Genomic DNA, 20,593 nt, shown 5'->3' on the forward strand with positions numbered 1-20,593 from the left:
TTACGGCCCTTTTTTGTTACCCTTTTTATCAATTCGCGGAGCAGTCGCCATTATGGAAACCTTATTTCAGCAAGCCGATCATACGCTGGATGCCCTTGGGCTGCGCTGCCCTGAGCCAGTGATGCTGGTACGGTTGCAGATCCGCAAAATGCAGGCAGGTGAAACCTTGCTGATTATCGCCGACGACCCTGCCACCACCCGCGATATCCCGGCGTTTTGCCGCTTTATGGATCATCAGCTGGTCGGTAGTGATACCGCAGCCTTACCCTACCGCTATCTGGTAAAAAAAGTCAGTAGCTAAAGGTCGACACGACGCCAGCTATCGCAAATACGCCACCAGCCGGCTGATTGCATTGTATTTTCCCGAATTTCGGCTTAGCCTGTTTATTGCTCACCCGGCAATAATAACAACAAAACAGGTTTACCTATGCATCCGCTGCTACTGCTCATTCTTTGCCTTGCGTTATCCTTACCAATGGCTTACAGCCAAACCCCTGAACGCACGCCGTCGGCACCGACGCGGACGGAAGGTGACGGCCCCTATCCGCGTTTAATTCTGCGCGGTGGCATTTTGATTAGCGGCGAAGGGGCGCCACCGGTCGGCCCGGTGGATATCGTGATTGAGCAGGATCGTATTCGTCAGGTGGCCATTGTCGGTTATCCGGAGGTGCCGGTACTGGCGCAAAGCCGGCCACAAGCTAAACCCGGCGATCAGGAATTAGATGTCAGTGGCATGTATATCCTGCCGGGTTTTGTCGATATGCATGGCCATATCGGCGGCTCTGCCAACGGAATACCGGCCGAATATGTGTTTAAACTCTGGTTAGCGCATGGCATTACCACTATTCGCGAGCCGGGCAGTTTTAACGGCCTGGCCTGGACCTTGCGCCATATGCAGGCGGCGGCCGCCAATCAGATTGTCGCGCCACGGATCGTACCCTATGTTGGCTTCGGTCAGGGCCTGGCGGAGCCGGTTTTTAACCCAAACCAGGCCAAAAAATGGGTGCAGGATATTAAGAAAGCCGGTGCCGCCGGGATTAAGTTTTTTGGTGCTACTCCGCAAATTATGGCCGCCGCGCTGGCCGAAGCCAAGCAACAACAGCTCGGTACCATGATGCATCACGCCCAGCTGAATGTGTACCGCACCAATGTACTACACAGTGCCCGCATGGGCCTGACCTCGATGGAGCACTGGTATGGTCTGCCTGAGGCCTTGTTTGATGGCCAGACGATTCAGCAGTATCCGGCTAATTATAACTATCAGAATGAACAGGACCGGTTTGCCGCTGCTGGCCAGCTGTGGGCACAGGCGGCGAAGCCGGGCTCTGCCAAATGGCAGGCGGTAAGGGATGAGCTGATCCAACTCAATTTCACCATCAACCCCACCCTGACCATCTACGAAGCCAGCCGCGATGCCGCTGCGCAGCGGAATGCGGAATGGCATCAGGACTATACCCTGCCGACACTGCAGCGCTTTTTTACACCTAACCGCTATGCCCATGGTTCCTACTGGTTTGACTGGACGACCGAACATGAAATTCAGTGGCGGGAAAACTACCGGCTCTGGATGCAGTTTTTAAATGACTTTAAAAATCATGGCGGTCGCGTTACTGTTGGCTCCGACGCTGGCTATATCTATAAAATTTATGGCTTTGCCTATATTCAGGAGTTGGAGCTGCTACGTGAAGCAGGCTTTAGTGCGCTGGAGGTGATACAAGCCGCCACCTTAAATGGCGCTACTGCGCTTGGTTTAGATCAGGAAATTGGCAGCGTGGTCGCCGGTAAAAAGGCAGATTTGGTGATAGTGGCAGAAAACCCGCTGGCCAATTTTAAAGTGTTGTATGGCACCGGCCACTACCGGCTCAATACAGACAATCAACCTGAGCGCACCAAGGGCGTGCGCTATACCATCAAGGACGGCATTATCTACGATGCCCAGCGCCTACTGGCCGACGTACGGACTTTAGTGCAGCAGGCTAAGGCGGCGGAGCAACAACCCTAAATCAGGCTATTCCGGTGCGCGCTGCGCGCCGGATATTTCCCTGCTGAAATTAGCCTTTCAAGCAGCTTGGTTAATTTACTGTTACAAATCTCCGCTTGACCAGGAACACCACGCACCATAATCTGGGCAATATGATTCAGGGAGAATTTGTTATGTTATGGCCACTAATTAAGGCATCGCTGCCGGCAAAAAGTCTGCTATTGTTGGCGTTGGCCGTATTATTCTGGTTTCTCGGCTTTCATACCTTACTCGGTGTCGCACTCTTTCTGGCGCTGGAAGTGATAATGTGGCGCAATAGCGCGACCTATGCCAGTCAGGATTTTGTATACAGCAAGGATATCTTGAAGCTGTTTAGTTGTGATGACGGCCAGCTGCGGGTTGGTATGGATACAACGAATATCCGCAATATCGATAAGATCAAATTGTGGCAAGACCAGCAATATGGTTTTATTGATTTTGCACTCGGTCAGCAGCTGCAGGTACGCTACAAATTTCCGCTGGAGCAATATCAGCCGCTGCGGCTTTGGCTACAACAACATCTGCCGGCGACTAACTTAGAAACCAGCTTAGCCCTTAATTAGGCTCTAATGCCAACAATAAGTTAGCTGAATGTTCCTCTGAGACACGCAATGCCGGCGCCAGTGCCACCAGCTCAGTATAGAGCTCGGGGTAATACAGCTGTAAACGTTTGGCGCGGCTAAGATGTGTGGGCTTTATTTGTAGCGGCTGGCGCAGGATCTCTGATACGAGTGGAAACAAGCGCCCCTGCTGGAAACTCCAATCCAGCGCTAAATGCAGCGCATCCGGCCCGAAACGGTTGTGTTGCGGCATTACCCCCTGCTCTAACAATAATTGCACCACCTGCTCCGCCTGTTCGTGCGCAAAGGCTGGCCGGTATAGCGACATGCCAAACTGGTCGGTTAGCCGGAAGTCAAAACGGCCGGCGACCAACTGCTGCAAGTTCTCGGTGCTGACAAAACTAAACCAGGCCATGGTCAGAGGCGCAACCGGTAAGGTTCGCCCTTCCCAGATACTGATATATTCCGGTTGCAGTAACACCCAGGCTAGCAGCTCGCTGGTCAGGAAAGGCGACAAAGGCGTACTAAACACCAATTGCTGCATCCGCTCCGCCGAGCGCCAGACCCGCATCAGCTCCAGATAGAGCTCCGTCTCCTCAAGTGCAATATCTTGCTCTATGTTTTGTCGTTGCCGGTGCTGAAACGCTACTAACAACGCTGGCTCATAGTCATGCAGCGCCGCCAGCAAAGCTTCGCCGCTATAGTGCTGCTGAAACTGTTCCAGAATGGCCGCTACCTGCTCGTCACTCCACAACGCCCGGGATTGCCTTAGCTGCTGCTGCGCCGTCAGGCAAGCAGCCGTAGCGTCATCGACCGGCTGTACCGCTAATTGCCGGCGCAGCGCCGATACCAGCGCTGAATCTGGTTGCTGTGCTGCTGGCTCCAGCCATTGACCACTGGCAAGCTCATTCCGGCTATTTAGCCAGGTAAGGCGTAAATAGGGACTACTGAGAGCTGGCAATGGATGCAGCAGATGACCCTGGTTAGCCAGTTGCTGCAGTTGCCGGACCTGTACTGCGCTGAGTTGATAGCAATTGTCCTGACATTGCCGGTTTAATTGGCGGTTGCGATTCTGTGCTGTCAGGCCCGAAATCAGATAATCCAGCGCACTGAAGGTGCCATTGAGCTGACTGGGTTCAATACCATATTGCGCCAGTACCGGCAGCAGGTTAGCCCGACCAGCGAGTAGCGCAGCATCAGCAAGGTTAAATAGGGCTTTGTTATCCTCAGCCAGACGCCGGAATAACGGCATGCCCTGTAGCTCTACTCCCCGCTCCAGTAATAGCAAGATCAGTTCATCCGGCAGCTGCTGCTGAATAGCATGAGCGATATGTGTCGGATACAGGTTAAGGTTTGCCAACAGCTGACGGGCTTGCGACAACGGCACTGTATTGAGATTGCTGACAAAGGCCAGCCCCGGTGATAATACCCGGCTACTCTGCCATTGATGCTGGTGACTCAATAGCGCCATATCATAAAAGCGGCTACTGTTTGCCAGGCTGTGCAGTAGCTGCAGCCAATCTGCTTCAGTTTGAGGTTCCGTTTGCGGGTCCAATACATCACTGAACAAGATTTCATAGTTGGCTTCGCTGGCATCCAGCACATTAAAGCCCTGCTGCGTTGCCTGTTGCTGTGCAGCCTCATCCAATAGCAATTGCAGATAAGGCTGCAGTTCAGAAGATACCTGCAACTCCTGATAAAGTCGTTCCAGGCTCTGTCCCTGCTGCAACAGCTCGCGAAAGGCTGTCGTAAGCTTTTGTTCCTGCTCGTGCTCATGCTGTTTTTGTCGCTGCTGTAACTGCGGTGTGCAGGCAACGACCTGCTGTTGCAACGCCGCATACTGCTCCGGCGTTACCTCTGGCGCAGCCACCCTGTCATCTCTGGCATCGGCGGCTGGCCGATACGGAGAGTCAGCTAAAGGCGGCACAACAGGAGCTGCGGCCCGGTTCTGACATTGGCTCAGGCCATAGCCGCCAGCGCAGAATAGCAGGAGCAGTGCGGTAATTTTCAGAGGCTTTGACATATCACTGAAGGTCCTTTTCCGTTACACTGTCGATTCGATTCCTGATTTATCATGCCTGAAAATTCATGTCATTACACCCCAATAACCCCCATCAGGGCCGCTATGATTTCACTCGGCTATGCCGGCACTACCCTGCATTACAGGCTTTTATTATCACCACGCCCGCTGGTGACAGTAGTATTGATTTTAGCCAGGCCGCCGCAGTACAGGCACTGAATGCTGCCATTCTGGCCTGCCATTATCAGGTGACATACTGGCAATTACCACCGGGTTATCTCTGCCCGCCGATCCCAGGCCGTGCCGACTATTTGCATTATGCTGCCGATCTGGTTGCGGAACTGACCGGCGAGGCTAAAGCGCAGGGGAAGCAATTTCGGTTGCTGGACCTGGGGTGCGGTGCTAACTGCATCTATCCGATCCTGGCTAGCCGCAGTTTTGGCTGGCGCGTTGTTGGCAGTGATATTGACAGCACAGCACTGAAAGTCGCCGGCGCCATTGTCAAAGCCAACACCAATCTTAAAGGCTTGATCGAACTCAGGTTACAACCAAAAGCTACTGAACTGCTATTTGGTATTATCCAACCCGGTGAATACTTTGATATCAGTGTCTGTAACCCGCCGTTCTATGCATCGGCGGCAGAGGCAGCGGCAGCTAACCAGCAGAAATGGCAGAAGTTAGGTAAGGCCAATAATGACCGTAATTTTGCCGGTACCGCCAATGAGCTCTGGTGTGAGGGCGGCGAAGTCGCCTTTATCAAAAAATTGATCGCTGACAGCAGTCTGTTTGCCGGTCAGGTCGGCTGGTTTACTAGTCTGGTTTCGCAGCAAAAACATTTACCGGCATTAGTGGCACAATTGCGGCGCCTGGCGGTACCTGAAGTACGGCAAATTAAAATGCAGCATGGTCAAAAAATCAGTACTATTTTGGCCTGGCGTTTCAGTTAATCCGGCCGCAACGGCGCCTTGTAGCAGAGCATGCTGGCTTGCAGAACAAGGCTTACTGACTATACTCTAATACCCCTTCCTGAACAGCAGATTCAAGATGAAGCCGCTGCGGGTTTTAATCGCTGATGATGAACCTATTACCAGTCAGTATCTAAAAATACTGTTGCAGCGCTTTCCTAATCTATTGCTGGTTGGCGCTACTACCAGTGGTCGGGATACTTTGAATTTCCTGCACCAGCATCATCTGGATCTGATTTTTATGGATATCGTGATGCCGGATATTAGTGGTATAGATATTTTGCGGCAGTTCAATAAAACATCTTCGCTTACACCACCACTGTTCGTGATGCTAACAGCCTACGAGCAGTTTGCCTGTGCTGCCTATAACTTCCACGCTTTTGCCTATCTGACAAAACCTGTGACGCCACAGCATTTAGAGCAGGTACTGCTGGATGCCACCACTTTGCTGCGACCCGATAGCCCATTCTGCAACCAGACAAAGTCACAACTGGTTTTTCAGACCGGCAACAGTGAACTGATTTTTCAGGAGCAGGAAATTATTTTGATTGAAGCGGCCGGTAATTATCTCTGCCTGCATACCCGACATGAGAATTATATTATCCGGAACACCTTAAAAGAACTCCTTGCCAAGCTACCACCTTTGTTTGTTCAGGTACATCGTTCGGCGATCGTTAATATCCTGCATGTTAAACAGGTGGTAACCAGCTCATCTTTACATTTGGTTCTGTCTAATAATCGCCAGGTTAAAATCTCACGACGCTGTAAACTGCAACTGGATACCTTACTCAACTTAGCCCACCGTTAAACCCTCTTAATGGCGCTTTCATCCCAAACTTAGCATTGAACAGGGTTTTATCATTTCAAAGTGGCTTTTACTGGTTTAAGCCCAAAGCCACAGCTGCAACCCCTTCATCCCAAGTCTGCGTGTAATAACCACGAACACTTCTACACTGTGTGTGGCAATCATGCCAATACCGTCAAAAGGATTGATATTATGAAACGTTATCTTACGCTAACTGCAGTTCTGGCTTCCGCTCTGCTTGTTGCACCTGTTACCGCGAACAACCTAATTGATGAAGGTAGTTACGTACATACTGCGTTGGTTGAGGTCTGTACTCATACCAAGAATGACCAACCAGGGAAATTGTTCAGGACGCTGCGCGAATATCGGATCAGCAAACAAAGTGCGGTTGATAAAGTAATGTGTAATAAACAGCAGTTACTGACTTTTGCCCGTAATCATAATGCGAACAGAGTAGTAAGTATGCTGCAGCCTTATGAAAGACTGCCAGAACGCAAAGTTATTATCAGTGATATTACTGCGCCAGCTAACTAAGTATTATGCAGACTGACTGTATTAGCCAAAGGTGGGACTATCGCTTTGCACGAAATGGCCGGCTGTCGAGCCGGCCATATTTTCTCGTTTTATTGTAACAGTGAGATGTCTGCTACTTGTAAAAACAGTTCACGCAACTGTTTTAATAACGCCTGACGGTTAGCCCGTACTGCGGCGTCCTCGGCGTTTACCATCACCTGCTCAAAGAAGGCATCGATAACCTCACGCATTGCGGCCAGATGGGTTAAACCCTGGCTATAATCGCTAACCCCAGCCTGATATGCCTGCTCCGCGGTCAAGGCCTGATACAGTGCCTGTTCTGCCGCTTCCTGCAGCAGCGCCGGATTAACCGTATTGGCAATTTCACCTTCAACCTTGACCAGAATATTTGCCACCCGCTTATTGGCTGCAGCTAAAGCTGTTGCGGCTTCTAACTGCCGGAACTCGGCTACAGCCTTAACCCGGCGATCAAAGTCTGCCGGATTAGTTGGCCGGCGCGCCAGTACCGCCTGAATCAAATCGACGCTATAGCCTTCGTCCTGATACCAGGCGCGGAAGCGGCCCAGCATAAAGTCCAATACGTCACTGGCTACCTGCGGGTTGGTCAGCTTGCTGCCAAAGCTTTGCTGACTAACGGCAATCAGGTCGGTTAAATCCAAGGGTAGCTGTTGTTCCACCATAATGCGTAAGGCACCGATGGCGGCGCGACGCAGCGCAAACGGGTCCTTGTCACCTTTCGGGATCTGGCCAATGCCGAAAATACCGACCAGTGAGTCCAGCTTATCCGCGATAGCCACCGCCGCCCCTTCCAGACGGCTGGGTAACTGGTCACCGGCAAAACGTGGCATATATTGCTCATTTAGCGCCAAGGCTACTGCTTCGGCTTCGCCATCCAGCCGGGCATAGTGCATACCCATAATACCTTGCACTTCCGGGAATTCGCCGACCATATTGGTCATCAGATCGGTTTTCGATAATAAGCCGGCACGGGCAGCGGCGGCCTGATCGGCACCAATTTTTGCGGCAATAAAGCCGGCTACCTGGCTGATGCGTTCCGATTTTTCAAACAACGTGCCCAGCTGCTGCTGAAACAGTACCGTCTTTAAACTGTCTAACCGCTCAGCGAGTTTGACCTTGCGGTCTGTATTAAAGAAGAACTGCGCATCTGATAAGCGCGGCCGTACCACCTTCTCATTACCAGAGATAATTTGCTGTGGATCCTTGCTGCTGATATTGGCCACAAAGATAAACTTGTTCAGTAACTTGCCCTGACTATCCCGCAGCGGGAAGTACTTCTGATTATCCTTCATCGTCGAGATCAGCGGCTCAGCCGGCACCTGCAGGAAGCTTTCTTCAAAGCTACCTACCAGTATTACCGGCCATTCGACCAGCGCCGTGACTTCTTCCAGCAGAGCGTCATCCCATTGCGGCTGTGCTTGTAACTGCTGAGCGGTCGCTTGTACCTGCTCCGCGATATAGGCTTTGCGCTTAGCGAAATCAGCCACTACAAAGGCTTGTTCCAGCGTCGGCAGATAGGCATCAGCATCTTTGATACTAACCAGCGCCGGCGCATGAAAACGATGGCCATAGGTCTGGTTGCCACTCTGCCGGCCAAGAATAGTAGCAGGCACTACCTGCTCGCCATACAGCATAATAATGGTATGTACCGGCCGGATAAATTCGGCATCTGAGCTACCCCAGCGCATCGGCTTGGCAATAGGTAGTTTGGCTAAGGCTGTGCCGACCATCTCCGGCAGCAAGCTGACCGTCGCCTGCCCTTGTTGCTGTTGCCGGCATAATAGCCAGGCGCCCTTATCGGTTTCTAAACGCTCAGCCTGCGCCACCGTAATGCCACAGCCAGCGGCCCAACCCTCGGCAGCCTTAGTCGGATTGCCATTGGCATCAAAGGCCGCACTGAGTGCAGGCCCGCGCTTTTCTACCACTTTATCGGCCTGGGCTGCGGCTAACTGATTAACCCGCACTGCTAAGCGGCGTGGAGCCGCATACCAGCTAATTTCAGCATGGCTGAGTTCCAGCTTGGCTAATTCGGCTTGCAGATTATCGGCAAAGGCTTGTGCCAAAGTGGTAAGCGATTTTGGTGGTAATTCTTCGGTACCAATTTCAACCAGAAAATCTTGTGAACGCATTAGTTCGCCTCCGACTGCTTGGCGCTCTGATTCTTGCAAAGCGGGAAACCCAGTTTTTCGCGGGCATCATAGTAAGCCTGCGCACAGGCCTTGGCCAGGGTGCGAACCCGCAAAATATAGCGCTGACGCTCAGTTACCGAGATGGCATGACGGGCATCCAACAGGTTAAAGGCGTGCGACGCTTTCATTACTTTTTCATAGGCCGGCAACGCCAGGCCTTGTTCAATCAGATACTGGCTTTCCTTTTCGCACTGGTCGAAGTAGGCAAACAAGGCGGCTACATCGGCATGTTCGAAATTGTAGGTCGACTGCTCGACCTCATTCTGATGGAACACATCGCCATAGGTTACCCGCCCCAAGGGGCCGTCGGTCCATACCAGATCATAGATCGAATCCACACCTTGGATATACATCGCCAGGCGCTCTAAGCCATAGGTAATTTCGCCGGTTACCGGACGGCACTCCAGGCCACCTACTTGCTGGAAGTAGGTAAACTGCGTTACTTCCATGCCATTTAACCACACTTCCCAACCCAGGCCCCAGGCACCCAATGTCGGTGATTCCCAGTTATCTTCCACAAAGCGGATATCGTGTACCAGGGTATCGATCCCCAGTTCGCGCAGCGAGCCCAGATACAGCTCCTGAATATTGTCTGGTGACGGCTTTAAGATCACCTGAAACTGGTAGTAATGCTGCAGCCGGTTTGGATTCTCGCCATAACGGCCATCAGTTGGCCGGCGACATGGCTGCACGTAAGCGACGTTAGTCGGCTCTGGCCCCAGAGAACGTAAAAAGGTCATCGGATGGAAAGTACCGGCGCCAACTTCTAAATCCAGCGGCTGCACGATAACGCAGCCCTGGCGTGCCCAGTAATCCTGCAGGGCTAAAATTAGCCCCTGAAAGGTTTTAATATCGTACTTATGCATGACGCAACAGACTCACTTTAAATGACTAAGGGGGCAAAGCTGCCCCCGTTTAATTTTTATCAGACGTCGAGGTTAGCGACGTACAGCGCATTCTCTTCGATAAAGGCGCGCCTTGGTTCAACATGATCCCCCATCAGGGTGGCAAACAATTGATCGGCGCCAATGGCATCTTCAATGGTTACCTGCAACATGCGGCGGTTTTGCGGATCCATGGTCGTTTCCCACAGTTGTTCCGGGTTCATTTCACCCAGCCCTTTATAGCGTTGAATGTAGAGACCGCGCTTGGACTCGGTCATTAACCAATCCAGGGCGTCTTTAAAGGTTTCAACCGGCTTCACCTTTTCACCACGGCGGATATAGCCACCCTCTTCAATCAGGTCACGAATTTCATCACCCAGTGCAACCAGACTCAGGTAATCCCGTGAGCTAATAAAGTCGTGATGCAGCAGGTATTCGTTATCGATACCATGCTGACGGATAATCACCTTCGGCTGGAATAAATGGCGCTCACGATCTTCAATCACAGCGTACTTGTAAATTGAACCGTCACCTTCTTTATCATCCAGACGCTTGGCCAGAGTTTTTACCCAGGCTTCAACGGCGGTTTGGTCTTTCATCAGTTCGGCAGTTAAACCGGTAACGTAGATCAGCTCGGTTAACAGGTTAACCGGGATCTTGCGGCTTAAGCGATCGATGACCGCCATCACCTTATGATACTGCTGCACCAGTTTCTCCAGCGCTTCGCCACTGATCCCCGGCGCATTCTCGTTCACATGTAATGACGCTTCATCCAGTGCCAGCGTGGTCAGATACTGCACCAGCGCCGGTTCGTCTTTGATATATTGCTCTTGCTTGCCTTTTTTAACTTTATACAGTGGTGGCTGCGCAATATAGATATAGCCACGCTCAATCAGTTCGGGCATTTGGCGATAGAAGAAGGTCAGTAACAGGGTACGGATGTGTGAACCGTCGACGTCGGCGTCGGTCATCAGTACGATACTGTGATAACGGGTTTTATCCGGGTTATATTCTTCGCGGCCAATGCCACAGCCTAAGGCCGTAATCAAGGTGCCGACTTCCTGCGACGATAGCATCTTGTCGAAGCGCGCCTTTTCCACGTTCAGGATCTTACCTTTCAGTGGCAGGATGGCCTGGTTTTTCCGGTTACGGCCCTGCTTGGCAGAACCACCCGCAGAGTCACCCTCGACGATATAGAGTTCAGATAAGGCTGGGTCTTTTTCCTGACAGTCGGCCAGTTTGCCGGGTAAGCCAGCAATATCCAGCGCGCCTTTACGACGTGTCATTTCACGGGCTTTACGGGCCGCTTCACGGGCACGGGCCGCATCCACTATTTTTCCCACGATAATCTTGGCATCACCCGGGTTTTCCAGCAGATATTCGTTCAGCTTTTCCGCCATCACGCTTTCTACTGCCGAGCGCACTTCGCTGGATACCAGTTTATCTTTAGTTTGTGAGCTGAATTTTGGATCCGGCACCTTAACGCTAATTACTGCGGTTAAGCCTTCGCGGGCATCGTCGCCCGAGGCCTGTACCTTCATTTTCTTAGCGTAGCCTTCCTGATCGATATAGGTATTCAATACCCGCGTCAAGGCACCGCGGAAACCGGCTAAGTGAGTACCACCGTCACGCTGTGGAATATTGTTAGTAAAACAGAATACATTTTCCTGATAGCTATCGTTCCACTGCATCGCCACTTCAACCGCAATACCGTCCTCACGCTGATCAGTAAAATAGAACGCCTTAGGGTGAATACTGGTCTTGCTGCGGTTTAAGTACTGCACAAAGGCTTCAATACCGCCGTCGTACTTAAAGTGATCCGTCTTATCTGTGCGCTCGTCGGTCAGAATAATGCTGACACCAGAATTCAGGAATGACAGCTCCCGTAGCCGTTTCGCCAGAATGTCATAGTGGAAATTGATATCAGAAAAGATGGTCGGGCTGGGCCAGAACCGAATTGCCGTGCCACTGCCTTCTGTTTCGCCAATTACGGCTAATGGTGCTTGCGGTACACCCAGATGATAGATCTGGCTGTGTACCTGCCCTTTACGGCGGATAGTCAATTCCAACACATCCGACAGGGCGTTAACGACCGAAACACCGACACCGTGTAAGCCGCCAGACACCTTATAGGAGTTGTCATCAAACTTACCGCCGGCATGCAGTACCGTCATAATAACTTCGGCCGCAGACACGCCTTCTTCATGCATATCGGTTGGAATACCGCGACCATTATCACGTACCGATACCGAGTTATCACTGTGGATGGTCACCCAGATATCGGTGCAGTAGCCTGCCAGGGCTTCGTCGATAGAGTTATCCACTACCTCGAATACCATATGATGTAAACCGGTACCATCGTCGGTATCACCGATGTACATCCCTGGTCTTTTCCGGACGGCGTCCAGACCTTTTAATACTTTAATACTGGAGGAATCGTAGTTATGCTCTTCGGCCATCGTTATCTGTCCGTGCTGGTTATCTGACCATGTTCCACGTGAAACACTTGCCGGCAATCGGCAGCAATAAAGGGTGTTACCTGGTCAGCATTAATTGCAGTTATAAAAACCTGTGAATTAATATTAGTTAAAAAATCAAAAATCTTTTTTGTTGAACTGGGGTCGAGTTCCGACGCCAGATCATCAATCAATAGTATCGGCTGCTTTAGCCCACTCCCTGCGATCAGGTTATTTTGGGCAACTTTAAGCGCAAATAATAACACTTTTAGCTGGCCGCGGGATAATACTTCTTCAACTGAATGGCCGGCGCTACGCAGTCGAAGATCGGCTTTTTGCGGCCCATATTGGGTAAAGCCCAGCCGCAAATCTTGCTGAAAACTTTGACCTAACAACTCCTGAAATTCGGCACTCGTCTGCAGCTTCTCCGGCCAGCCGGCGTAAAGCTGTAAGCTGACTGTCGACAGCAAGCTATCCTGATCGGTTAGTGCCGCAAAAGCATTTTGCAACAAGCTAATATAGTGTTGCCGTAACGCCTGAAGTTGCCAAGCCAGTTGCACAAACTGCGCATCCCAGTATTCAAATTGCTGGTTATACTGCCGACTTTGCTTTAGCAGCGCGTTACGTTGTTTAAGTACCCGGCTAAACTGCAGCCAGACAGCAAAAAAATGTTGTTCCACGTGGAACACACCCATATCAAAAAACTGCCGCCGCTCCTTGGGTCCGCCAAAAAACAACTTAAAGCTGTCCGGCGTTAATAACTGCACCGGCAACAGCTCAGCAATATCCGCCAGACGACACTGGGCAGAGCCATTTAAACGCAGCTGTAAATCAGCAGTCCGCTCTCGTTGAATACCAATACTATGTACTTGCTCCGCACTGCTGACTTTGGCATGCAACACAAAGGCCGGCTCATCATGCTGAATTAACCGTTGATGCCTGCTGGTGCGAAACGAGCGGCCATGTGCCAGATAATAAATCGCTTCCAGCAAGCTGGTTTTACCGCTGCCGTTTTCACCAACCAACAGGTTAAATTGTGGATGTGGCTGCAAACTGAGTTCCGCAAAATTGCGAAATTGTTGCGCCTGCAGCAATAGCAGCGACATAACGGAATAAAATCAGAGACGCATCGGCATCACAACATAGGCCGCGCCATTGTTGCCGACCCCTTCGATCAGGGCGCTGGAATTCGCATCGTTCAGATGCAAGATCACCAAATCGGTCGCCAGAGTATTTAATACATCCAGCAAATAACCGACGTTAAAGCCTATCTCGAGGGTGTCGCCCTGATACTCAACTTCAATCACTTCTTCCGCTTGCTCGTGCTCAGGGTTATTGGCAACGATCTGGACTTCGTGATTGCTGAGCGTAAAACGCACGCCACGATACTTTTCATTCGATAAAATGGACGCCCGGATACAGGCATCTTTTAACACCGCGCGATGCGCTGTCACCAGCTTAGTGCTGTTACGTGGCAAGACGCGGCGGTAGTCCGGGAAACGGCCATCAATAAGTTTGCTACTAAAACTAAAGCTGCTGTCGGTTAAACGGATATGATTCTGCCCTAAACTGAGGCTGACTTGCTGCTCGTCATTGGCCAGCAAGCGCATAATCTCCAACACACCTTTGCGTGGGATAATAATTTGCTTCTGTTGCCCGCTAACAGCAGGTAACGCCAGCGTGCTCATCGCCAGCCGGTGACCATCGGTTGCCACTGCGGTCAGGGTGCCGTTGTCGACTTCAAACAACAAGCCATTTAAATAGTAGCGTACGTCCTGATTCGCCATCGAGAACGCGGTGTCTTCTAATAACTTACGCAATTGCTGCCGGCTGAGGTTAATCTCAACCTCTCCTTGCCAGCTCTCTAAATTCGGGTACTCAGCAGCACTAAGGGTCGACAGGGTAAACTTACTTTTACCGCTGGTCAGTACGCAATTCTCGCCTTGTACCGCGATCTGAATATCACTTTGCTCCGGCAAGCTGCGACAAATATCCAGCAGCTTTTTTGCCGGCACGGTAATCCGGCCCGGACTTTGGATCTGCAGCTGCTCGGTGCTGGCCACCAGCTCGACTTCCAGATCGGTACCGGTCAGCGACAAAGTATCAGCCGTAACGTCCAGCAGCACATTGGATAAGATCGGCAGGTTGTGCCGCCGCTCAATGGCACCAGAGACCATTTGCAATGGTTTAAGTAAAGCGTCACGGTTGATCAGAAATTGCATAACAACACCCTGTTAAGAGGACAAAGTACGAATTAAATTTTGGAAATCTTCTTTAATTTCATGAGTTTCTTCTTTCAAAGACTCAATTTTGCGGCAAGCATGTAATACCGTAGTATGGTCACGGCCACCAAAGGCATCGCCAATTTCCGGTAAGCTATGGTTAGTCAGCTCTTTCGCCAGCGCCATCGCCATTTGCCGCGGCCGGGCCACCGAACGCGAACGGCGCTTGGATAATAGATCCGCCACCCGGATTTTATAATACTCGGCTACCGTTTTCTGAATATTTTCAATGGTGACCAGCTTGTCCTGTAACGCCAGTAAATCACGCAGCGCTTCGCGCACAAAATCAATGGTAATGGGCCGGCCGGTAAAGTTGGCATTGGCAATCACCCGGTTTAAGGCACCTTCTAATTCCCTAACATTGGAACGAAGCCGTTTCGCAACAAAGAACGCCACTTCTTCCGGCAAGCGGATCTGGTTTTCCTGCGCTTTACGCATCAGGATCGCGACCCGGGTTTCCAGCTCTGGCGGCTCGATCGCAATCGTCAAACCCCAGCCAAAACGGGATTTCAGCCGATCTTCCACTCCGTCGATCTCTTTTGGATAACGATCGCTGGTTAAAATGATCTGCTGATTACCTTCTAACAGGGCATTAAAGGTATGAAAGAATTCTTCCTGCGAGCGCTCTTTATTGGCAAAAAACTGGATATCGTCAATCAGCAAGGCATCAACCGAGCGATAGTAACGCTTAAATTCTTCGATAGCATTATTCTGCAGCGCTTTCACCATATCCTGCACGAAGCGCTCAGAATGCATATAGATCACCTTGGCATCAGGCTTTTTCGCCAGAATACCGTTACCTACCGCATGTAATAAGTGGGTTTTACCCAGACCAGTACCGCCATAAATAAACAGCGGGTTATAGGCAGTACCCGGATTATCAGCCACCTGCGATGCTGCGGCCCGCGCCAGCTGATTCGACTTACCTTCAACGAAGTTAGAAAAGGTATAGTTGGTACGAACATTAGAGCGCACTATGCTTTTTGGGGCAGGTTCTGGTATTTCCGGTTCGGCAGCAGGGGCTTCAGGTGCAGCTTTGGCTGGCATCTGGCTCGGCATACTCACTCTGGCCGTCTGAGTGCTGCTGCCAACATCAAAGCGTAAGCGTGGTGCATTGTCGCCGCAATAATCCCGGATCAGCTCGAGGATCCGGTTTAAATATTTTTCACGCACCCAATCCAGCACGAAGCGATTAGGCGCGTACAAAGTTAGCGCATCAGCTGAACTATCAGCCTGCAGCGGGCGGATCCACATGCTAAAGTGTTGTGCGGGTAGTTCGGCCTGCAATGCCTGCAGACAATTTTGCCAAACGGACTGGTACACCGTCTCTCCTGAAGCCTGAGTTATAAGTAATGATTAAGGCTGGTGCAAAACGCCAGACCGGCATTATCATACTATCTTATCCACAACTGCAAGATTGACTTTTTAAAAAACTCGGCATTCAGCCAAAAAGATATTTATACTATTGTATTTATTGCATATTTACTGCTTATTCTATTTAAGAATAGATCACAGCAGACCTTAGTATTTATGCGTAGAAAAGCAAATAACTCACAATTTATTCTGTTTTAACTACCCTACCTGTGGAAAACTTTCTAAAAAGCCGGATCACAACAGTATTGATCGCACTTTTCCTGTAGGATCGCATTGACTTTAGTAGCCGAACTACTTAAAATTCGCGCTCATTTTTGTCAGCTGCGTTTTGGTGTATTTGCTAAAACACAGGTACCCTTAGTAAATATTTCGACCGGACGGATGAAGTTATGAGTAAAAGAACCTTTCAACCAAGCGTGTTAAAACGCAAGCGCAACCACGGTTTCCGTGCCCGTATGGCCACTAAAAATGGTCGTCAGGTGTTAGCACGTCGTCGTGCTAAAGGCCGCAAACGTTTAACTGCCTAAGCTGGCGGTTAAACGCTGCGTGGTCAGCTACAAATTCGGCCGGGAGTTAAGACTACTGACTCCCAGTCAGTTTGATAATGTTTTCCAGAACCCGTTTCGGGTTGCTTCCCCCCTGTTTACCATCCTTGTTAAGCCAAATCAGTTAACCCAGCCAAGAATTGGCCTTACTATCGCCAAAAAACGTGTTAAATTAGCCGTACAGCGTAATCGTATCAAACGTTGTGTGCGAAATAGCTTTCGTTTACATCAGCACCAGCTTCCTGCTGTTGATCTGGTACTCATGGTAAAGGGTGATATCAGCAATACCCCGAATGATGAATTACTGAAACAACTGGAACGGCTATGGCAAAAGATCGCTCGCCAGTACACCGCTTTGTTATCTGGTTAATGCTGGGCGTAGTGCGTGGTTATCAATTACTGATTAGCCCGTTGCTGGGGCCTCGCTGTCGTTTTCACCCCACCTGTTCGCATTATGCGATAGAGGCGATTCAACGCTTTGGTGCTGTGAAAGGGGCTTGGTTAGCCGGTAGACGCATATTAAAATGCCATCCGCTTCACCCGGGCGGTGAAGATCCCGTTCCTGAAAAGCATAATGAGAAAAGCTAACACATGGATTCACAACGCAGTTTTCTAATAATTGCCCTGGCAATCGTCAGTTTTTTCCTCTGGCAGGAATGGCAAAAAGATTATGGCCCTAAGCCGGTAGTTGCACCTGTTACTCAACAACAAGTCAGCAACGATAACAGTTCCGCGTCCCTGATTATGGATAGCCCGGAAACACCGCAAGCCACCACGCCAACCGAAGCCGTTGCCCGGCGGATCAAAGTCAGCACTGATGTGCTGGAACTGGAAATTGACCCACGCGGTGGCGATATCGTCAGCCTGAAATTACCACAGTATGCGCTGACTAAAGACAGTCAGGACCCTTATGTGCTGATGCGGCAAATTGGTGCTTTTGAGTATGTCGCGCAATCCGGTTTAATCGCCCGCGATGGCCCTGACCGTAACGGCCGGCCACTATACCAGAGTGAAGCCAGTGAGTACCGTCTGAACGGCGATACCCTGACTGTACCACTACGTTTAGAGCACAACGGTCTGCAAATCGAAAAGCGTTTTATTTTTACCGCGGGTAAATATGATGTCCGGGTAGAATATCAAATACTGAATAACAGTGCCGAAGTTAAAACAGTTCAGGCCTATCAACACCTACTGCAAAATATCGATAATGGCGAAAGTAGCAGTATGTTTATGCCCATTTATCGCGGTGCCGCTTTTGGTAGTGCTGAAGAGCGCTATAAAAAGTACGACTTCAGCGATATGCAGAAAAACAACCTGACAGTTACCACAACCGGCGGTTGGGTCGCCATGCTGGAACACTACTTCGTATCGGCTTGGGTACCTGATCAGGCTAGCACACACCAGTTATATAGTCGCATCCACGGCGGTAATAAAGGTGTGATCGGTGCGCTGAGTAATCCACTGGATATCGATCCGGGTCAGACTGCAACAATTAATGCGGTGTTCTATGCCGGCCCGAAAGATCAGGATAACCTGGCACAATTGGCGAATGGTCTGGATTTGACTGTCGATTACGGTTTCCTGTGGTTTATTTCACAACCACTGTTCTGGTTACTGACCTTTATCCAGGGCTTTGTTGGCAACTGGGGTGTCGCCATTATTATCATCACCCTGATCGTAAAAGGCTTAATGTATCCACTGACCAAGATCCAATATGAATCTATGGCTAAGATGCGCAATCTGAAGCCAAAGATTGAAGAAATTCAGTCTCGCTACAAAGATGACCGCCAGAAAATGGGCCCGGCGATGATGGAGCTGTACCGCAAAGAAAAAGTTAACCCGATGGGTGGCTGTTTACCGATGCTGATCCAGATGCCGATTTTCCTGGCGTTATACTGGGTATTTGTCGAGAGTGTCGAGCTGCGACATGCCCCATTCATGTTATGGATCACGGATTTATCAGCCAAAGATCCACTGTATGTGTTGCCGGTTCTCTTTGGTATCAGTATGTTTATGATGCAAAAACTGACGCCAATGCAGGTAACAGACCCCCTGCAACAGAAGCTGATGATGTGGATGCCAGTGGTATTCTCAATCTTCTTCTTCTGGTTCCCGAGTGGTCTGGTACTGTACTGGTTAGTCAGTAACCTGATTTCGCTGGCTCAGATGCTGTATATCTACAAAGGTATGGAAAAGAAAGGCATACATACCCGTAAAGCCTAATCTGCTCCCACAGCAAACGTAACTCCAGAGCCTTTAGGGCGTGTTGACGTTTGCTGCTTGTTTTTGCAGCCGTTTGGCTGGTGTTTATACAAGGCAAAGCTTGTGATGTGTAGTTATTCTACATGAACAAGCGATAACGCAGTAGAAACGCCAGCCAAACGCTGCCCGAAAGGTTCGCACTGGCGACACTTTGCTCTTTGGCACTCGTCACTTATTTAGAATGACTAAACTGCGCTCCTCGTTTCGCGATCAAAGCGCCGCCAGTGCGAACAAAATCTAAGCAGAAAACGTCAACACGCCCTGCTATGTCTGACAGGCTTTTTTGTTTAACCGAGGTCAAGATGTTTAGTACCGATACCATTGCCGCAGTCGCCACCGCCCCCGGACGGGCCGGTGTTGGCATTATCCGGATCTCCGGCCCGGACTGTAAAACCGTGGCCGCTGCAATCCTAAAACGCCTGCCTAAACCGCGCTATGCCGAATATCTGCCGTTTTTCGCAACAGATCAGGTACTGGACCAGGGCATCGCCCTGTACTTCCCCGGCCCGAATTCCTTTACCGGTGAGGATGTGCTGGAGCTGCAGGGCCATGGTGGTCCGGTACTGCTGGATATGTTACTGCGCCAGGTGTTGCAGACGCCAAATGTGCGGATCGCCCGCCCGGGTGAATTTTCTGAGCGCGCCTTTTTAAATGACAAACTGGATTTGGCACAAGCCGAAGCCATAGCTGATCTGATTGATGCCAGCAGCGAGCAGGCTGCACGCAGCGCCATGCAATCGTTGCAGGGTGAGTTTTCCAAGCGCATTCATCAGCTGGTCGAAAAAGTGATTCACTTGCGGATGTATGTCGAAGCCGCCATTGACTTCCCGGATGAAGAAATCGATTTCTTGTCTGACGGCAAGGTTGCCGCCGATCTGGCCGAGATTATCGACGATTTGGCACAGGTCAGAAAGCAAGCCACCCAGGGCAGTATTCTGCGCGAAGGGATGAAGGTAGTGATCGCCGGGCGACCCAATGCCGGTAAATCCAGCTTACTAAATGCCCTCGCCGGCCGCGAAGCCGCTATAGTGACCGAGATTGCCGGTACCACCCGCGATGTACTGCGCGAACATATTCATATCGACGGTATGCCGCTGCATATTATCGATACCGCCGGCTTACGTGATACCGAGGATCAGGTAGAGCAAATCGGCATTGCCCGCGCCTGGCAGGAAATCGCCAAGGCGGATCGGGTGCTGTTTATGGTCGACAGCACCACCACTGCTGATACCGATCCCCATGCTATCTGGCCGGAGTTTATCGATCGCCTGCCGCCAGGCTTAGGCATTACCGTGATCCGCAACAAGGCCGATCTGACCGGCGAAAGTCTGCAACCGGACGAACTGGCCGCCGTGCCTGTCTATCCGCTATCCGCGAAAACCGGTGCCGGTATCGATGCGCTGCGTGAACACCTGAAACGTTGTATTGGCTTTGATGCCAGTACCGAAGGCAGCTTTCTGGCCCGCCGTCGCCATTTAGATGCGCTGGACCGCGCCGCTGAGCATCTGGCAATAGGCCAGGAGCAACTGCATAGCTTTATTGCCGGCGAAATTCTGGCCGAAGAGCTGCGACTAAGCCAACAGCACCTGAATGAAATTACCGGCGAATTTAGTTCAGATGATTTACTGGGGCGGATATTTTCCAGTTTCTGCATCGGGAAATAGCGCAGTAAAAGCATT

At 50.7% G+C, this 20,593-nt stretch carries 18 protein-coding genes; 11 read left to right on the top strand and 7 right to left on the bottom strand.

From position 1 onward, the window contains the following. Positions 1-52 precede the first annotated feature (52 nt). The 3 genes from tusA (at position 53) to AAY72_RS13535 (ending at position 2,583) form a co-directional block, all read left to right on the top strand. On the top strand, positions 53-301 hold the full coding sequence (gene tusA / locus AAY72_RS13525) for a sulfurtransferase TusA (protein ID WP_008985046.1): 249 nt from the start codon (positions 53-55) through the stop codon (positions 299-301). Between the two features lie 126 nt (positions 302-427). Beyond that, the gene (locus AAY72_RS13530; RefSeq protein WP_057788189.1) at positions 428-2,002 is read left to right on the top strand and encodes an amidohydrolase family protein; all 1,575 of its coding nucleotides are present in this window, start codon (positions 428-430) and stop codon (positions 2,000-2,002) included. Positions 2,003-2,154: 152 nt separating this feature from the next. After that, complete coding sequence (locus AAY72_RS13535) at positions 2,155-2,583, top strand: hypothetical protein (RefSeq protein WP_156411337.1); 429 nt, start codon at positions 2,155-2,157, stop codon at positions 2,581-2,583. On the opposite strand, the gene AAY72_RS13540 is transcribed toward AAY72_RS13535, so the two are convergent. After that, positions 2,576-4,603 carry a hypothetical protein gene (locus AAY72_RS13540; protein ID WP_057788193.1) on the bottom strand — a complete coding sequence of 676 codons (2,028 nt, stop codon included), beginning with the start codon at positions 4,601-4,603 and terminating at the stop codon, positions 2,576-2,578. The two genes, AAY72_RS13535 and AAY72_RS13540, sit on opposite strands and share 8 nt — an antisense overlap. Positions 4,604-4,668: 65 nt before the next feature. On the opposite strand from AAY72_RS13540, the gene rlmF reads away from it, so the two are divergent. The 3 genes from rlmF (at position 4,669) to AAY72_RS13555 (ending at position 6,904) form a co-directional block, all read left to right on the top strand. Beyond that, the gene (gene rlmF / locus AAY72_RS13545; protein ID WP_057788196.1) at positions 4,669-5,547 is read left to right on the top strand and encodes a 23S rRNA (adenine(1618)-N(6))-methyltransferase RlmF; all 879 of its coding nucleotides are present in this window, start codon (positions 4,669-4,671) and stop codon (positions 5,545-5,547) included. A 97-nt stretch (positions 5,548-5,644) separates the two neighbouring features. Continuing rightward, complete coding sequence (locus tag AAY72_RS13550; RefSeq protein ID WP_057788198.1) at positions 5,645-6,373, top strand: LytTR family DNA-binding domain-containing protein; 729 nt, start codon at positions 5,645-5,647, stop codon at positions 6,371-6,373. 189 nt (positions 6,374-6,562) lie between these two features. Beyond that, complete coding sequence (locus AAY72_RS13555) at positions 6,563-6,904, top strand: DUF3718 domain-containing protein (RefSeq protein ID WP_008985040.1); 342 nt, start codon at positions 6,563-6,565, stop codon at positions 6,902-6,904. An 89-nt stretch (positions 6,905-6,993) separates the two neighbouring features. Here the strand turns inward: AAY72_RS13555 and glyS are convergent, their stop codons facing one another. From glyS to dnaA, 6 genes are read right to left on the bottom strand one after another with little or no spacing between them, the layout of a single operon-like run. Then, entirely contained in the window at positions 6,994-9,051 is a 2,058-nt protein-coding gene (gene glyS / locus AAY72_RS13560) for a glycine--tRNA ligase subunit beta (RefSeq protein ID WP_057788200.1), read from the bottom strand. Further along, entirely contained in the window at positions 9,051-9,977 is a 927-nt protein-coding gene (gene glyQ, locus AAY72_RS13565) for a glycine--tRNA ligase subunit alpha (RefSeq protein ID WP_008606182.1), read from the bottom strand. The genes glyS and glyQ overlap by 1 nt, the downstream gene beginning before the upstream one ends. Positions 9,978-10,036: 59 nt before the next feature. Next, the gene (gene gyrB / locus AAY72_RS13570; protein WP_057788203.1) at positions 10,037-12,454 is read right to left on the bottom strand and encodes a DNA topoisomerase (ATP-hydrolyzing) subunit B; all 2,418 of its coding nucleotides are present in this window, start codon (positions 12,452-12,454) and stop codon (positions 10,037-10,039) included. A 2-nt stretch (positions 12,455-12,456) separates the two neighbouring features. Then, on the bottom strand, positions 12,457-13,557 hold the full coding sequence (gene recF / locus AAY72_RS13575) for a DNA replication/repair protein RecF (protein ID WP_057788205.1): 1,101 nt from the start codon (positions 13,555-13,557) through the stop codon (positions 12,457-12,459). Positions 13,558-13,569: 12 nt separating this feature from the next. Further along, positions 13,570-14,673 carry a DNA polymerase III subunit beta gene (gene dnaN / locus AAY72_RS13580; protein WP_057788206.1) on the bottom strand — a complete coding sequence of 368 codons (1,104 nt, stop codon included), beginning with the start codon at positions 14,671-14,673 and terminating at the stop codon, positions 13,570-13,572. Between the two features lie 12 nt (positions 14,674-14,685). Next, complete coding sequence (dnaA, locus tag AAY72_RS13585) at positions 14,686-16,056, bottom strand: chromosomal replication initiator protein DnaA (protein WP_008985034.1); 1,371 nt, start codon at positions 16,054-16,056, stop codon at positions 14,686-14,688. Positions 16,057-16,496: 440 nt separating this feature from the next. Here dnaA and rpmH point away from each other — a divergent pair, with 440 nt between their 5' ends. The 5 genes from rpmH (at position 16,497) to mnmE (ending at position 20,578) form a co-directional block, all read left to right on the top strand. Then, complete coding sequence (gene rpmH / locus AAY72_RS13595; RefSeq protein ID WP_008222343.1) at positions 16,497-16,634, top strand: 50S ribosomal protein L34; 138 nt, start codon at positions 16,497-16,499, stop codon at positions 16,632-16,634. Between the two features lie 19 nt (positions 16,635-16,653). Continuing rightward, positions 16,654-17,022, top strand: coding sequence for a ribonuclease P protein component (gene rnpA / locus AAY72_RS13600; protein WP_008985032.1), 369 nt, complete (start codon positions 16,654-16,656; stop codon positions 17,020-17,022). Further along, positions 16,977-17,240: a membrane protein insertion efficiency factor YidD gene (yidD, locus tag AAY72_RS16585; RefSeq protein ID WP_008985031.1), complete on the top strand. Its 264-nt coding sequence runs from the start codon at positions 16,977-16,979 to the stop codon at positions 17,238-17,240. The genes rnpA and yidD overlap by 46 nt, the downstream gene beginning before the upstream one ends. A 3-nt stretch (positions 17,241-17,243) precedes the next feature. Next, entirely contained in the window at positions 17,244-18,875 is a 1,632-nt protein-coding gene (gene yidC / locus AAY72_RS13605; RefSeq protein ID WP_008985030.1) for a membrane protein insertase YidC, read from the top strand. Positions 18,876-19,216: 341 nt separating this feature from the next. After that, the gene (gene mnmE / locus AAY72_RS13610) at positions 19,217-20,578 is read left to right on the top strand and encodes a tRNA uridine-5-carboxymethylaminomethyl(34) synthesis GTPase MnmE (protein ID WP_008985029.1); all 1,362 of its coding nucleotides are present in this window, start codon (positions 19,217-19,219) and stop codon (positions 20,576-20,578) included. Positions 20,579-20,593: the final 15 nt, after the last annotated feature.

It is taken from the genome of Alishewanella sp. WH16-1, from assembly GCF_001441695.1.
GTDB classification, from domain to species: Bacteria; Pseudomonadota; Gammaproteobacteria; order Enterobacterales; family Alteromonadaceae; genus Alishewanella; species Alishewanella agri.

What these genes read in the sequence shown, in the direction of transcription:
- gyrB (WP_057788203.1), bottom strand. Translation starts at nt 12,454, where the DNA reads ATGGCCGAAGAGCATAACTACGATTCCTCCAGTATTAAAGTATTAAAA.
- AAY72_RS13530 (WP_057788189.1), top strand. Translation starts at nt 428, where the DNA reads ATGCATCCGCTGCTACTGCTCATTCTTTGCCTTGCGTTATCCTTACCA.
- yidD (WP_008985031.1), top strand. Translation starts at nt 16,977, where the DNA reads ATGGCAAAAGATCGCTCGCCAGTACACCGCTTTGTTATCTGGTTAATG.
- glyQ (WP_008606182.1), bottom strand. Translation starts at nt 9,977, where the DNA reads ATGCATAAGTACGATATTAAAACCTTTCAGGGGCTAATTTTAGCCCTG.
- AAY72_RS13550 (WP_057788198.1), top strand. Translation starts at nt 5,645, where the DNA reads ATGAAGCCGCTGCGGGTTTTAATCGCTGATGATGAACCTATTACCAGT.
- AAY72_RS13555 (WP_008985040.1), top strand. Translation starts at nt 6,563, where the DNA reads ATGAAACGTTATCTTACGCTAACTGCAGTTCTGGCTTCCGCTCTGCTT.
- dnaN (WP_057788206.1), bottom strand. Translation starts at nt 14,673, where the DNA reads ATGCAATTTCTGATCAACCGTGACGCTTTACTTAAACCATTGCAAATG.
- tusA (WP_008985046.1), top strand. Translation starts at nt 53, where the DNA reads ATGGAAACCTTATTTCAGCAAGCCGATCATACGCTGGATGCCCTTGGG.
- AAY72_RS13540 (WP_057788193.1), bottom strand. Translation starts at nt 4,603, where the DNA reads ATGTCAAAGCCTCTGAAAATTACCGCACTGCTCCTGCTATTCTGCGCT.
- glyS (WP_057788200.1), bottom strand. Translation starts at nt 9,051, where the DNA reads ATGCGTTCACAAGATTTTCTGGTTGAAATTGGTACCGAAGAATTACCA.
- recF (WP_057788205.1), bottom strand. Translation starts at nt 13,557, where the DNA reads ATGTCGCTGCTATTGCTGCAGGCGCAACAATTTCGCAATTTTGCGGAA.
- AAY72_RS13535 (WP_156411337.1), top strand. Translation starts at nt 2,155, where the DNA reads ATGTTATGGCCACTAATTAAGGCATCGCTGCCGGCAAAAAGTCTGCTA.
- yidC (WP_008985030.1), top strand. Translation starts at nt 17,244, where the DNA reads ATGGATTCACAACGCAGTTTTCTAATAATTGCCCTGGCAATCGTCAGT.
- rlmF (WP_057788196.1), top strand. Translation starts at nt 4,669, where the DNA reads ATGTCATTACACCCCAATAACCCCCATCAGGGCCGCTATGATTTCACT.
- mnmE (WP_008985029.1), top strand. Translation starts at nt 19,217, where the DNA reads ATGTTTAGTACCGATACCATTGCCGCAGTCGCCACCGCCCCCGGACGG.
- rpmH (WP_008222343.1), top strand. Translation starts at nt 16,497, where the DNA reads ATGAGTAAAAGAACCTTTCAACCAAGCGTGTTAAAACGCAAGCGCAAC.